This window comes from Streptomyces sp. NPDC058697 (assembly GCF_042715345.1).
Classification (GTDB): domain Bacteria; phylum Actinomycetota; class Actinomycetes; order Streptomycetales; family Streptomycetaceae; genus Streptomyces; species Streptomyces liliifuscus.
The window spans coordinates 82,733-95,706 of the sequence record NZ_JBHXSU010000031.1; the positions used below are offsets into that span (position 1 = coordinate 82,733).

Consider the following 12,974-nt stretch of genomic DNA (forward strand, 5'->3'; position numbering starts at 1 on the left):
GGTTCACGTCTCCGCGAGAACTTTCCGGAACCCGGCATTCACCTTGACAGGTCCCCGGCCATCCACCACCCTTTCACTACTCAATTAGTGAAAGGGTGGTGGTCGGTTGTGGTCGAGTACCGCATCGACCGGCGCAGCGGTGTCGCCACGTACGTCCAGATCGTCCAGCAGACCAAGCAGGCCCTGCGTCTCGGCGTCCTCGAACCGGGCGACAAGCTCCCCACGGCCCGTGAGGTCGTGGAGGCCACCGCGATCAATCCGAACACCGTTCTGAAGGCCTACCGCGAGCTGGAGCGCGAGGGCCTGGTCGAGGCCAGACGCGGCCTCGGCACGTTCGTACGGCGCTCGCTGGGCGCCGCACCCGCCGACCACACCGCCCTGCGCTCGAAGCTGACCGCCTGGCTGGACGAGGCACGCAAGGAAGGGCTGGAGCGCGAGGACATCGGCGCGCTCTTCGCCTCCGCACTGGACGAGAAATGCCCTGAGGGGGAGCGATGAACAGGGTTGGGGAAGGGACCGCGCTGACAGCGGCCGGGCTGGGCAAGCGGTATCGGCGCCGACGCGGCCATGTGCTGCGGGACTGCTCCTTCCGGCTGCCGGCCGGCCGGATCTGCGCCCTGGTCGGCCCGAACGGCGCGGGCAAGTCGACGCTCCTGCAGCTGGCGGCCGGTCTGATACGCCCCACCGAGGGCACCCTGACCGTTCTCGGCACCAGCCCCGCCGGGGCCCGCGAGCGCTTCGCCTACGTGGGCCAGGGCAAACCGCTGCCGCCCCAGCTCACGGTCGCCGCCACGCTCCGCCTCGGCGCCGAGCTGAACCGCGCCCGCTGGGACCGGCCGGCCGCGGAACGCATCGCGTACGGACACCCCACCGCCCAGGGCGCCCGGGACGGCGCCCTCGACCCCACCGCCAGAATCCGCTCCCTCTCCGGCGGCCAGCGCACCCGCGTCGCCCTGGCCCTGGCCTTCGGCAAGCGGCCCGAGCTGATGCTGCTGGACGAGCCGATGGCCGACCTCGACCCGCTGGCCAGGCGCGAGCTCCTCGGGGCGCTGCTGGGCGAGGCCGCCGAACACGGCACGACGATCGTGATGTCCTCGCACGTCGTCGCCGAGCTGGAGGGCGTCTGCGACCACCTGCTCCTCATGGGCGGCGGCCGGATCCGGCTCGGCGGCGACCCGGAGGAGCTGCTCGCCGCGCACACCCTGGTCACCGGCCCGGCGCGCGACCTCACCGGCCACACCGTCGTCGAGTCCCACGGCACGGGCCGCCAGCTCACCGCCCTGATCCGCCCGGACGGCCCGCTGTCCGACGACTGGCAGACCGCCACGCCCTCCCTGGAGGAGCTGCTCCTGGCCCATCTGCGCAACCCGAAGGCACCCGACCTGTTCACCGAGGACACCGAAGCCCGCGAGGAGCAGGGCGAGAGCGAAGAGGAAGCGACCGAGGAAGGCCGGAAGAACCAGGAAGAGAACGAGGAAGAGAACGAGGAGAACGCGCGCGCATGACGACCCTTCTCACCTCCACCGGCACGTCCACCGGCGCCTCCCCACGGACCGGCCGCGGCCTCGCCCGGTCCGTGCTGCGCCTGCACCGGTCGGCCCTGTGGTTCTGGCTGCTGCTGGTCGTGGTCCTGTCGGCGACGATGCTGTGGGCGTACGGTCCCGGCTTCGACGCCGCCGACACGGACCTCCAAAAGCGGTGCCGCGAGAGCGTGGAAGCCTGCCACTTCCCCGACGGCCCCGCGTTCCACAGGTACGACAGGGCCGTCTCGTACAGCACCCTCGCCGTCGCCTGCCTCCCCTTCCTCGTCGCCGTCTGGGCGGGCGCGGCCCTCATCGCCCGCGAACTGGAGACCGGCACCGCGCACCTCGCCTGGACCCAGTCCGTCTCCCCCACCCGCTGGCTCGCCGCGAAACTCGCCGTGCCCGCGCTGCTCATCACCGCGGGCACGGCCGTACTGGTCCCGCTGCACCGCCTGATGTGGAGCCAGGACGTGGGGCTGCGCTCGATGGACTGGTACGACCGGAGCATCTACCCGTCGACCGGAACCCTTCCGCTCGCCCACGCCCTGTGCGGCCTGGCCCTCGGCGCCCTCGCGGGCCTGGTCGTCGGCCGCGCGCTGCCCGCTCTGGGCGTCGCCTTCGTCGCCCTGCTGGCCGTGTTCTACCTGGGCAACGAGTACCGCCTGAGCCTGTGGCCGACGGTCACGGTCACCGGCGCCAAGGCCCTGAACCTGCCGGACGACGCTCTTCGGCTCGACCAGGGCGTGATCACGGACGAGGGCACCCGCATCGGCAACAACATGGCCTGCACCGATTTCGACGGCGTGGCCGACCTCCAGCGCTGCCTGGCCGACAACGGCCTCGACGAGATCTGGGCCACCTACCACCCGAAGTCCCACTTCTGGCCGCTCCAGCTCGCCGAGACCGGAGTCGTGCTGGCCGTCGCCGCCCTCGCGGTCACCGCCGCGTTCGTCCTGCTCCGCCGCCGTACCGCCACCGAGGGAGTCGCCGTATGAGTGCCTTCGCCGTGAAGGGAACAGCCGGGACCCCCGGGGTGCCGCCGGGCGGGCCCGTCAAGGGGCTGCCGTGGACCGTGCTGCGGCTGCACCGCGCGGCGCTCGTCGTGTGGGGCGCCTTCCTGCTGACCACCATCGGCATGCTGGTGTGGGAGGCCGGGATCAACGCGGACTCCGTACGGGACCGGATCGCCGCCTGCGGCCAGGACTCCAGCCTGTGCCGTTTCAGGGCGGTGGTCGACTACGGCGGGACCATCGGCTGGGCCTCCACCCTCGTCTACTACAGCTTCTTCGCCGTGGCCGCGTTCGCCGCCGGCGCGCTGACCGGGCGCGAGCTGGAGAACGGCACCGCGCAGCTCGCCTGGACGCAGTCCGTCTCGCCGACGCGGTGGCTGGCCGCCACGCTCGCCGTTCCGGCGCTGCTGCTGGTGGCCGGCGGCACGGTCTTCGTGTTCGTGTTCCGGTGGGCCTGGGCGGCCAACCGGGACCTGATGGGCGACGACTGGACCTTCAACGACGTGTTCGCCGCGCGGGGGCCCGCCCTGGTGGCGTACGGGCTGTGCGCGCTGGGTGTGGGCGCGCTCGCCGGGGTCGTGCTGCGGCGGTCGCTGCCGGCGCTGGGGGTCGCCTGCGGGGTGATGTACCTGATCAACCACAACCTGGAGAAGTACCGCGAGGATCTCTGGCCGAAGGTTGCCTCCGGCGGTTCCGGCAGTTCCGGCAGTTCCGGCAGTTCCGGTGGTTGGTTCCATCCCGAGTCCCACTACTGGCCGATGCATCTCGTGGAGACCGGGATTGTGCTCGGGGTCGCCGTTGTTGCCACGGGGGCGGCATTCTGGGTGCTTCGGCGCCGGACTGCCTGAGCGATTCGTTGTACGTGCGGGCCGTATGTGGCTGATCGCGCAGTTCCCCGCGCCCCTTACAGGGCGCGGGCCCGACTCCGGGGAGCCGCCCCCCGCTATCCCGCACGTCATGTCGCCGTAACCGGTCATTCAGACGGGCTTGCGACGCTCAGGCAATGAACCCCGTCGCGCCCGAGCCCTCGCCTCCGCCGGAGCACGAGCCCTCGTCCGTGAGGGAGAACGGAAGCCCGCAGATCCCCGCACAGCTCCCGCCCGCTCTCTCCGACGCGCCCGTTTCGGCCCCGGCGCGGAAGAATGGGTTCATGAGTCAGCCCAACGCCAGCGCACAGGTCCAGCACCCGCAGCCGTCAGTCGGCTCCATAGCCGCGCACCGCCCGCACACGGTGGCCGCGAACGTCTCCGACCTGGAGCCCGACCTCGACGCCGACCTCGACGCGTACGAGGACACGGTGGAGGACGGCATCCAGCTTCCCCAGGGCCGGTTCCTCGACCGGGAGCGCAGCTGGCTCGCGTTCAACGAACGGGTCCTCGAACTCGCCGAGGATCCGAACACCCCCCTCCTCGAACGGGCGAATTTCCTGGCGATCTTCGCCAGCAACCTCGACGAGTTCTTCATGGTCCGCGTGGCCGGCCTCAAGCGCCGCATCCACACCGGCGTGGCCACCCGCTCCGCCTCGGGGCTGCAGCCCCGTGAGGTGCTGGAGATGATCTGGGCCCGCTCCCGTGAGCTCATGGCCCGGCACGCCGCCTGCTACCAGGAGGACGTGGCCCCCCAGCTCGCCGAGGAGGGCATCCACCTCGTCCGCTGGAGCGAGCTGACCGAGAAGGAGCAGGCCCGCCTCTTCACGCTCTTCCGCCACAAGATCTTCCCGGTGCTGACTCCGCTGGCGGTCGACCCGGCCCATCCCTTCCCGTACATCTCGGGCCTGTCCCTGAACCTGGCCGTGGTCGTGCGCAACCCGGTCTCCGGCCACCGCCACTTCGCGCGCGTCAAGGTCCCGCCGTTGCTCTCCCGCTTCCTGGACGCCTCCCCGGACCGCTACGTCCCCATCGAGGACGTCATCGCGGCGCACCTGGAGGAGCTCTTCCCGGGCATGGAGGTCCTGGAGCACCACACGTTCCGCGTCACACGGAACGAGGACCTGGAGGTCGAGGAGGACGACGCCGAGAACCTCCTCCAGGCCCTGGAGAAGGAACTCATGCGGCGCCGCCTCGGACCGCCGGTGCGCCTGGAGGTCGAGGAGTCGATCGACCGGTACGTACTGGACCTGCTGGTCCGGGAGCTGAACATCACCGAGGCCGAGGTGTACCCGCTGCCGGGCCCCCTGGACCTCACGGGCCTCTTCGGCATCGGCAAGCTCGACCGGCCCGAGCTGAAGTACCAGAAGTTCATCGCGGGCACCCACCGCGACCTCGCGGAGGTCGAGTCGGCCTCGGCGCCGGACATCTTCGCGGCGCTCAGGGAGCGGGACGTACTCCTCCACCACCCGTACGACTCCTTCTCCACCTCCGTCCAGGCCTTCCTGGAGCAGGCGGCCGAGGACCCGGACGTCCTCGCGATCAAGCAGACCCTGTACCGGACCTCCGGCGACTCCCCGATAGTCGACGCGCTCATCGAGGCCGCCGAGTCCGGCAAGCAGGTGCTGGTCCTGGTCGAGATCAAGGCCCGCTTCGACGAGCAGGCCAACATCAAGTGGGCGAAGAAGCTGGAGGAGGCGGGCTGCCACGTGGTCTACGGCCTCGTCGGCCTGAAGACCCACTGCAAGCTCTCGCTGGTGGTGCGCCAGGAGGGCGAGACCCTCCGCCGCTACTGCCACGTCGGCACGGGCAACTACCACCCCAAGACCGCCCGGCTCTACGAGGACCTGGGACTCCTGACCGCCGACCCACAGGTCGGCGCGGACCTCTCGGACCTCTTCAACCGGCTCTCCGGCTACTCCCGCCGCGAGACCTACCGCCGGCTGCTCGTCGCGCCCAAGTCCCTGCGCGACGGCCTGATCGCCCGTATCAACAAGGAGGTCCAGCACCACCGTGCCGGACGTCCCGCCTACGTCCGCATCAAGGTCAACTCCATGGTGGACGAGGCACTCATCGACTCCCTCTACCGCGCGTCCGAGGCCGGCGTGCCGGTGGACGTGTGGGTGCGCGGAATCTGCGCCGTACGACCGGGAGTCCCGGGCCTGTCCGAGAACATACGCGTACGGTCCGTCCTCGGACGCTTCCTCGAACACTCCCGGATCTTCGGCTTCGGGAACGGCGGCGAGCCCGAGGTGTGGATCGGCAGCGCCGACATGATGCACCGCAACCTCGACCGCCGTATCGAAGCCCTGGTCAGGATCACCGACCCCGCTCACCGGGCAGCCCTCAACCGGCTGTTCGAGACCGGCATGTCCGACACCACTTCCTCCTGGCACCTCGGCCCCGACGGCGAATGGACCCGGCACGCGACCGACGCCGACGGCCAGCCACTGCGCAACGTCCAGGAGATGCTCATAGACGCCCGGAGGCGCCGGCGTGGCACAGCAACACCTTGACCCCACGGCCGGACCCGTGGCCGGGGACACCCTGGCGGCCTATCTCCAGGCCCAGGCCACGGAGTTCCTCCGCGCGCTGCGCCAGCACCGCGAGAGCGGCGGTGCCACGGCGACGGCGACGAACGGCACGGAGGAGGCCGTGGACGCGGCGCGCGCCCTGCGCCGCTCGGCCCGCCGCATCAGCGGCACGCTGCACACGTTCCGGCCGCTCCTCGACGAGGGCTGGTCGGAGGGCATGCGCCCCGAACTGGCCTGGCTGTCGGGCACCTTGGCCCGCGAGCACGCGTACGGGGCCAGGCTGGACCGTCTGCTGGCGGCCCTGCACCGTCTGTCGGGCTCTTCGTCCTTCCCGGCCCAGGCCTCGGACCCCGACGCGTATTCCGGCACGCACCCCGGCGCCCGCGCCCAACTCCCGTCGGAGAAGGGCGCCCTGACCGTCGGGGCGGCCAAGGCGGGCGCCCTTCTGGAGCGCCAGCTGACGCTGGCCCGCACGAGGGCCCACTCCGCCGCGCTGCAGGCACTCGGCTCCTCCCGTTTCCACGCCGTCGCCGACAACGTCGCCGTCCTCGCCAGCGAGGTCCCGCTGACCGCGTCCGCGTCCGGCACCGGCCTCAAGCCCCTGGCCGCCGCCGCGGACGAGCGCCTGTGCGACGCGGTGGCGGGGCTGCCCCTGATCACCGCGGGCCACCCCTACAACGCGGAGGCCCTGGTCCACGGCCTCTCCGCCGACACGGCCCCGCAGCCCCAGGACTCGCCCTGGCACCAGGTCCGGCTCCTGCTGCGCCTGCACCGCTATGCGCGCGAGGTCCTGTTCGGCGACGAAGCCCCAGTGGACGTACGCCTGCTGACGGCGGGTCAGGCCCTGGACCGGCACCGTGACGCGGCCGAGGCCGCCGCGGCGGCGGCCTCGGCGGCCCGCACCCCGCGGATCGCCCCGGCGACGGCGTACGCCCTCGGGGTGCTGCACGCGGACCAGCGACACGAGGTGGAAGCGGCCAGGTTCGCGTTCCAGCGGGCCTGGATGAGGGAGACGGTCGGCACTCCGTGACCCGCGGAGGCCCCGTACACGCGATGGGAGGCCCAGTGCACGCGACGAACGGAGACCCCGTGCTCGCGGCGGGCTGCGTACTGTGGCGCCGCTCGCCGTTCGACGGCGAACTGGAGATCTGCCTGGTCCACAGGCCGAAGTACGACGACTGGTCGCATCCGAAGGGCAAGCTGAAACGCGCCGAGGACGCGCTCGCGGGCGCGGTGCGCGAGGTGGAGGAGGAGACCGGCTACCGGTGCGCCACCGGACCCCGGCTGACCACCCTCCACTACATGGCCAACGACCGCCCCAAGCAGGTCAGTTACTGGGCGGCCGAGGCGACGGAGGGGCACTTCGCCCCCAACCGCGAGGTCGACCGCATCCTCTGGCTCCCCCCGACGGAAGCCCGCCATCGCCTCACCCAGCCCCGCGACAAGGACCTGGTCGACGAGCTGCTCGCGGTGCTCCGGCACGCGTGATTACGTCCCGGTACGGCACGCAATGCCCGTCCGGGTGCGGCTGATCGAACACACGTGGCGGAACGGTTAACGCCACCCGAACGATCTTTCCGCGCCGTTCTCTGTTGCTGCTGTGAATGTTGAGATGTGTGTGCACCACACCTGGCACGAGCAATCAACTCGCCTTACTCACTGAGGAGTTGCCAGCATGATGCACATCAGGAGAAGCGCCGCCCTTGTCGTGGCCGCGGCGGCGATCGCGACCGGCGTGAGCATGTCGCCGGCCGCCGCCGCCCAGAACAACGGCGTCTGCACCACCAGCACGAGCTCCAACCTGTTCGGCGAGCTCTGTCTGTACTTCAACTCCGGTCTGCAGGGCTCGCACGCCGACTTCAACGTGCCCACCAGGGACCACGCCGGCTATGTCTTCAGCTCCTCCGGCAACGGTCAGGGCCAGCCGGTGAAGAACAACGCCGCGGGCGGCCGGAACCTCGACACCGACTGCACGGCGAGCGTCTACTTCAACAGCGGCTGGAGCGGCGTCGCCGACTACATCCCGGCGAGGTCGTCCGTGGGTCAGTTCACCCGCGTCTACAACGAGAACGCCTCCAACCACTGGGAGTGCCCGTGACCCAGCGGCTGCGGGGGCGAGTGCTCGCCCCCGCGGCCGCGGCCGTCGGCGCCCTGCTGCTGACGTCCTGCGGCGACGCCGGCTCACCGGAAAAGGCCTCGCCGGAGCCCAGCCCCACCCCCTCCGTAGAGGTGAAGCTGCGGACCCCGCTCCTCCAACGCCCCATCGACCGGGCCCGGTTGCTCCCCTCCGAGCTGGCCGCGATCGGCCGCGCCGAGCTGATCACCCGCGCGGCCTGCATGCGCCGGTACGGCTTCGAGTACCGCGTCGACTTCACCAGGAGCCTGCACGCCACGATCCCCGACCGCTCGTACGGCGTGATGTCGAAGGAGCAGGCGAGCCGGTACGGCTACCACATGGCCCCGGACGTCGACCCGCGCGTACCGGCGAACCAGGAGAAGCAGACCGATCTGGTCGGCGCAGTGAAGGCCCGGACCGCAGAGGACCGCAAGGTCGAGCACCTCCTTCTCTACGGCAGCGAGTCGGAGACCATCACCGAGGCCGACATCAGACGCGGCGACGGAGCACAGCCTGCTCCCGAGGCGAAGGTCATCGGCGAGTACAAGGACAGGCCCGTGCGCGAGGGCGGCTGCTACGAGGAGGCCCGCACCACGGTCGTCGGCGACGGCGGCTCCGAGCGCAATCCGGTCGCCATGGGCATCTACCTGCGCTCCTTCGACGAGGCAGGGAAGGACCCCGAGGTCCGCGAGGTGGTGAAGAAGTGGTCGTCGTGCATGGCACGCAAGGGATACAAGTACGACTCCCCGCTCGACGCCGGCAACGACCTCCCCACGGCGAAGAGCCCCGAGCCCGACGCCCGCGAGAAGAAGGTCGCCCTCGCGGACATCGCCTGCAAGAACGACACCTCGCTGATCCGCGTCTGGTCGACGGTCGAGGCCCGCTACGAGCAGCGCGCAATGGCCAAGGAGAAAAAAGCGATCACCGCGGAGACCAAGCGCAAACAGGGCATGGTCCGACGCGCACTCGACATCCTGGGTTCGACCGAGGGGGCTGCCCGCTAGCCACCGGCGGTCAGCTTGTCGTTCCTAAGTGGCCCTCCGCGTCCGTGCGGGCCAGGCTGCGGGCGCGGCGGGCCGGGCCTCTCCAGCCGCAGGTGCAGCGCGCCAGGCAGAAAGGGCCCTGGTCGACCGTCGTCGTGTGATGTTCCGGAGGGTTGCTCTGCTCCTGATGCGCCACGGGAACAACGGTACCCACCGCAAGTGAACGCCACCCCAAGCCGGGTCCTCGCGTGACAACACCCCCCACCCGTCGTTAAGCGGAACGACAGGAGGCCCGCGCGAGGACGGCCAGGCTGGGGGTTGGCAGGCGATGGTGGAGCGGCGACTGAGACTGCGGGGCAGCGCTGTCGTTTGGGCCGCCGCGACGGCGGGGCTGGTGGTCTGCGCCGCCGGATGCTCGGGCCCCGGGGCCGCCGCCGAGGACGCACGGGCCGCCGAGGACCCGGTCAAGATCCTCCACCGGAGCGCGGAGAACCTGGTCCGGGCGGGCAGTTCCAAGGCACGTACGTCGATGGAGATGGCCACCGGCGGCACCCGCGTGACGATCCGCGGCGAGGGCGTCTACGACTACGCGGATCAGGTGGGCCGCCTGAAGGTGCTCCTCCCCCAGGACCCGGCCGGCGCCGACGAGCGCCGCCCGATCACCGAGCTCCTCGCGCCGGGCGCCCTCTACATGAAGAACCGCGGCGCGGGCGTCCCGGCCGACAAGTGGGTCCGCGTCGACACGGCCACGCTCTCCGACGGGAACCTGGTCACGGGCGGCGCGACCGACCCGTTCGCCGCCGCGGAACTGCTGCGGGGCACGCGGAAGGCGACATACGTGGGCAGGACGTCGGTCGCGGGCACCGCCGTACGGCACTACCGCGGTACCGCCGATCTCGCCGCGGCCGCGCGCGATGCCTCGCCCGGGAGCCGGGCGTCCCTGCGGGCGGCGGCGAAGGGCTTCGCCACGGCGACGGTCCCCTTCGACGTCTACCTCGACGAAAAGGGCCGTATCCGCAAGGTCCGCCACCGCTTCAGTTTCGTGAACGGGCAGCAGAAGGGTACGGTCGCGGTCTCCTCGACGACCCTGCTGTACGACTTCGGAGCCCCCGTCGACGTACGGCTGCCGGACGTGAAAGACATCTACGCCGGACGGATCGCCGAATAGGGAGGCCGGAATGTGCGGGGCCGGAAATGGTCCGTTGGTGCCATGCGCCGTCCGTGGGCCCCTCCCTACTCTAGGAAGTCGGTGACGGCAGGAAGAGGTGATGCACGTGGCTCCGGCGCGCGGTACGGCAGTTCAGGACCACGTGGCCCTCGCCGAGATCGAGCTGTGCGGCGACCTGATCATCGCCGCCTCGGCCGCCCGCGAGGACCGACTCAGCCCCGACCGCATCGACGAGGTCCTGAAACTGGCCGAAGAGCGCTTCCTGCAAGAACACGGCGAGAAGGCAGACAGATAGCACCAGCCCCTGCAAGGGGCGCGGGGAACTGCGCAGTCTTTTCGCCTTTAGGGGCGCGGGGAACGGCGCAGTCTCTGGCTTTTAGGGGCGCGGGGAACTGCGCGACCAGCCACAACGCACCCGCAGCCAACACACAGGCCCAGACAACCGGCTCACCCCCGGAGGGTCACGTGCGGAGAAGCCGCCCGATCGCCTTCGTCGCCTCCTCCACCTTCGCATCGATCTCCGTACCACCCTTCAGCGCCGCGTCCGCGACACAGTGCCGAAGGTGCTCTTCGAGAAGCTGGAGGGCGAACGACTGCAGGGCCTTGGTGGAGGCCGAGACCTGCGTGAGTATGTCGATGCAGTAGACGTCCTCGTCGACCATGCGCTGCAGGCCCCGGATCTGGCCCTCGATACGCCGCAGCCGCTTGAGGTGCTCGTCCTTCTGCTTGTGGTAGCCGTGGATCCCGCGGTCGTGATCGGTCACGATCTCCTGGGCGCCGGCCTCCCGCGCCTCCCCGGAGGGCACTGTGGCGCCGGCCTCGGTGGTCGTCATCGCGTCCTCCTGCTGACTGATACCCCTACCGGGTATATGGTAACGAACTTTGCTGGGTATAGGGCCCTTGGGCAACGTCCTCGAAGGACCCCGTGCTGATCACTTTGCCCGATGGGCGACACTGGTGGGCGGCCGGTTAGCCGTGGCCGGATGATGCGCCTAGCATCAGCCTGACCGAAACCGAAGCAATCCGAGGACCCCAAGTGCGATTTCGTCTGACCCCCAGGGAGACGAGCTTCTACGACATGTTCGCCGCATCCGCGGACAACATCGTCACGGGCTCGAAACTCCTGATGGAACTGCTCGGGGCGGACGCCTCCGGCCGGGCCGAGATCGCCGAGCGTATGCGGGCCGCGGAACACGCCGGTGACGATGCGACGCACGCGATCTTCCACCAGCTGAACTCCTCGTTCATCACGCCGTTCGACCGCGAGGACATCTACAACCTCGCCTCGTCCCTCGACGACATCATGGACTTCATGGAGGAGGCCGTCGACCTGGTCGTCCTCTACAACGTCGAGGATCTCCCGAAGGGCGTCGAGCAGCAGATCGAGGTACTGGCACGGGCCGCCGAGCTGACCGCCGAGGCCATGCCGAACCTGCGCACGATGGACAACCTCACCGAGTACTGGATCGAGGTCAACCGCCTGGAGAACCAGGCCGACCAGATCCACCGCAAGCTGCTGGCCATGCTGTTCAACGGCAAGTACGAGGCCATCGAGGTACTCAAGCTCAAGCAGATCGTGGACGTCCTCGAAGAGGCCGCCGACGCCTTCGAGCACGTGGCCAACACGGTGGAGACCATCGCGGTCAAGGAGTCCTGACCTTTTCATGGACACCTTCGCCTTGATCGTGACCATTGGTGTCGCGCTCGGATTCACCTATACCAACGGCTTCCACGACTCGGCCAACGCCATCGCCACCTCCGTGTCCACGCGTGCGCTGACGCCTCGGGCCGCGCTCGCGATGGCCGCTGTGATGAACCTCGCAGGCGCGTTCCTCGGCAGCGGGGTCGCCAAGACCGTCAGTGAAGGCCTGATCGAGACACCGCACGGCAACAAGGGCATGTGGATCCTGTTCGCCGCGCTGGTCGGCGCGATCGTCTGGAACCTCGTCACCTGGTACTTCGGCCTTCCGTCCTCCTCCTCGCACGCGTTGTTCGGCGGCATGGTGGGAGCGGCGCTCGCGGGCGGGATCGGGGTCATCTGGTCCGGCGTCCTGGAGAAGGTCGTCATCCCCATGTTCATCTCGCCGGTCGTCGGTCTGGTCGCCGGCTATCTGGTCATGTGCGCGATCATGTGGATGTTCCGGCGCTCCAACCCGCACAAGGCGAAGCGCGGTTTCCGTATCGCGCAGACGGTGTCGGCGGCCGGGATGGCCCTGGGCCACGGCCTCCAGGACGCGCAGAAGACGATGGGCATCGTGGTGATGGCCCTGGTCATCGCGGATGTCGAGGACGCGGGCGACCCGATTCCGGTGTGGGTCAAGATCGCGTGTGCGGTGATGCTCTCGCTGGGTACGTACGCGGGTGGCTGGCGCATCATGCGGACGCTGGGGCGGAAGATCATCGAGCTGGATCCGCCGCAGGGTTTCGCGGCGGAGACGACCGGCGCGTCGATCATGTTCACCACGGCGTTCCTGTTCCACGCGCCGATCTCGACGACCCACGTCATCACGTCCGCCATCATGGGTGTCGGCGCCACCAAGCGCGTGAACGCCGTCCGCTGGGGCGTCGCCAAGAACATCATCCTCGGCTGGTTCATCACGATGCCGGCGGCCGCGCTCGTAGCAGCGGCAAGCTTCTGGATCGTGAACCTGGCGTTCGTGTAGGGACGTTTCTCGCCCCCGCCGCCCCTACCCATTCCCGTCCCTTATTCAGGGGCTCCGCCCCCGAACCCCCAAAAGACTGCGCAGTTCCCCGCGCCCCTAGGTACCTAGGGG

General features: G+C 69.9%; 14 protein-coding genes. 13 read left to right on the plus strand and 1 reads right to left on the minus strand.

From position 1 onward, the window contains the following. The first annotated feature begins 108 nt into the window (after positions 1 to 108). The 11 genes from ACFWXQ_RS41495 (at position 109) to ACFWXQ_RS41545 (ending at position 10,495) form a co-directional block, all read left to right on the plus strand. Positions 109 to 498, plus strand: coding sequence for a GntR family transcriptional regulator (locus ACFWXQ_RS41495; protein WP_383944207.1), 390 nt, complete (start codon positions 109 to 111; stop codon positions 496 to 498). Beyond that, entirely contained in the window at positions 495 to 1,505 is a 1,011-nt protein-coding gene (locus ACFWXQ_RS41500; RefSeq protein ID WP_383944205.1) for an ABC transporter ATP-binding protein, read from the plus strand. Before ACFWXQ_RS41495 ends, ACFWXQ_RS41500 begins: the two co-directional genes overlap by 4 nt. Then, on the plus strand, positions 1,502 to 2,518 hold the full coding sequence (locus tag ACFWXQ_RS41505; RefSeq protein WP_383944203.1) for a hypothetical protein: 1,017 nt from the start codon (positions 1,502 to 1,504) through the stop codon (positions 2,516 to 2,518). The genes ACFWXQ_RS41500 and ACFWXQ_RS41505 overlap by 4 nt, the downstream gene beginning before the upstream one ends. After that, positions 2,515 to 3,381, plus strand: a complete 867-nt coding sequence (locus tag ACFWXQ_RS41510) for a hypothetical protein (protein WP_383944201.1) — start codon at positions 2,515 to 2,517, stop codon at positions 3,379 to 3,381. The genes ACFWXQ_RS41505 and ACFWXQ_RS41510 overlap by 4 nt, the downstream gene beginning before the upstream one ends. A 155-nt stretch (positions 3,382 to 3,536) precedes the next feature. Then, positions 3,537 to 5,915 carry an RNA degradosome polyphosphate kinase gene (locus ACFWXQ_RS41515; protein ID WP_383944198.1) on the plus strand — a complete coding sequence of 793 codons (2,379 nt, stop codon included), beginning with the start codon at positions 3,537 to 3,539 and terminating at the stop codon, positions 5,913 to 5,915. Further along, positions 5,896 to 6,963 carry a CHAD domain-containing protein gene (locus ACFWXQ_RS41520; RefSeq protein WP_383944195.1) on the plus strand — a complete coding sequence of 356 codons (1,068 nt, stop codon included), beginning with the start codon at positions 5,896 to 5,898 and terminating at the stop codon, positions 6,961 to 6,963. The genes ACFWXQ_RS41515 and ACFWXQ_RS41520 overlap by 20 nt, the downstream gene beginning before the upstream one ends. Before the next feature lie 23 nt (positions 6,964 to 6,986). Then, positions 6,987 to 7,421, plus strand: a complete 435-nt coding sequence (locus ACFWXQ_RS41525; protein ID WP_383944192.1) for an NUDIX hydrolase — start codon at positions 6,987 to 6,989, stop codon at positions 7,419 to 7,421. A 187-nt stretch (positions 7,422 to 7,608) separates the two neighbouring features. Next, positions 7,609 to 8,031: a hypothetical protein gene (locus ACFWXQ_RS41530; protein WP_200396797.1), complete on the plus strand. Its 423-nt coding sequence runs from the start codon at positions 7,609 to 7,611 to the stop codon at positions 8,029 to 8,031. After that, the gene (locus ACFWXQ_RS41535) at positions 8,028 to 9,053 is read left to right on the plus strand and encodes a hypothetical protein (RefSeq protein WP_383944189.1); all 1,026 of its coding nucleotides are present in this window, start codon (positions 8,028 to 8,030) and stop codon (positions 9,051 to 9,053) included. Before ACFWXQ_RS41530 ends, ACFWXQ_RS41535 begins: the two co-directional genes overlap by 4 nt. Positions 9,054 to 9,360: 307 nt before the next feature. Further along, complete coding sequence (locus tag ACFWXQ_RS41540; RefSeq protein WP_383944185.1) at positions 9,361 to 10,200, plus strand: hypothetical protein; 840 nt, start codon at positions 9,361 to 9,363, stop codon at positions 10,198 to 10,200. Between the two features lie 100 nt (positions 10,201 to 10,300). Next, positions 10,301 to 10,495 (plus strand): hypothetical protein, encoded by a 195-nt coding sequence (locus ACFWXQ_RS41545; RefSeq protein ID WP_383944182.1) that lies wholly within the window; start codon positions 10,301 to 10,303, stop codon positions 10,493 to 10,495. A 166-nt stretch (positions 10,496 to 10,661) separates the two neighbouring features. Here the strand turns inward: ACFWXQ_RS41545 and ACFWXQ_RS41550 are convergent, their stop codons facing one another. Further along, on the minus strand, positions 10,662 to 11,033 hold the full coding sequence (locus tag ACFWXQ_RS41550; protein WP_383944179.1) for a metal-sensitive transcriptional regulator: 372 nt from the start codon (positions 11,031 to 11,033) through the stop codon (positions 10,662 to 10,664). A gap of 203 nt (positions 11,034 to 11,236) precedes the next feature. Here ACFWXQ_RS41550 and ACFWXQ_RS41555 point away from each other — a divergent pair, with 203 nt between their 5' ends. Both ACFWXQ_RS41555 and ACFWXQ_RS41560 read left to right on the plus strand, forming a co-directional pair. Then, positions 11,237 to 11,857 (plus strand): DUF47 domain-containing protein, encoded by a 621-nt coding sequence (locus tag ACFWXQ_RS41555; RefSeq protein WP_055614694.1) that lies wholly within the window; start codon positions 11,237 to 11,239, stop codon positions 11,855 to 11,857. 7 nt (positions 11,858 to 11,864) lie between these two features. After that, complete coding sequence (locus ACFWXQ_RS41560; protein ID WP_383944176.1) at positions 11,865 to 12,863, plus strand: anion permease; 999 nt, start codon at positions 11,865 to 11,867, stop codon at positions 12,861 to 12,863. Positions 12,864 to 12,974 lie beyond the last annotated feature (111 nt).

Coding starts and splice junctions, on each gene's coding strand:
- ACFWXQ_RS41525 (WP_383944192.1), top strand. CDS start 6,987: ATGGGAGGCCCAGTGCACGCGACGAACGGAGACCCCGTGCTCGCGGCG.
- ACFWXQ_RS41510 (WP_383944201.1), top strand. CDS start 2,515: ATGAGTGCCTTCGCCGTGAAGGGAACAGCCGGGACCCCCGGGGTGCCG.
- ACFWXQ_RS41530 (WP_200396797.1), top strand. CDS start 7,609: ATGATGCACATCAGGAGAAGCGCCGCCCTTGTCGTGGCCGCGGCGGCG.
- ACFWXQ_RS41545 (WP_383944182.1), top strand. CDS start 10,301: ATGCACGTGGCTCCGGCGCGCGGTACGGCAGTTCAGGACCACGTGGCC.
- ACFWXQ_RS41515 (WP_383944198.1), top strand. CDS start 3,537: ATGAACCCCGTCGCGCCCGAGCCCTCGCCTCCGCCGGAGCACGAGCCC.
- ACFWXQ_RS41505 (WP_383944203.1), top strand. CDS start 1,502: ATGACGACCCTTCTCACCTCCACCGGCACGTCCACCGGCGCCTCCCCA.
- ACFWXQ_RS41550 (WP_383944179.1), bottom strand. CDS start 11,033: ATGACGACCACCGAGGCCGGCGCCACAGTGCCCTCCGGGGAGGCGCGG.
- ACFWXQ_RS41500 (WP_383944205.1), top strand. CDS start 495: ATGAACAGGGTTGGGGAAGGGACCGCGCTGACAGCGGCCGGGCTGGGC.
- ACFWXQ_RS41540 (WP_383944185.1), top strand. CDS start 9,361: ATGGTGGAGCGGCGACTGAGACTGCGGGGCAGCGCTGTCGTTTGGGCC.
- ACFWXQ_RS41560 (WP_383944176.1), top strand. CDS start 11,865: ATGGACACCTTCGCCTTGATCGTGACCATTGGTGTCGCGCTCGGATTC.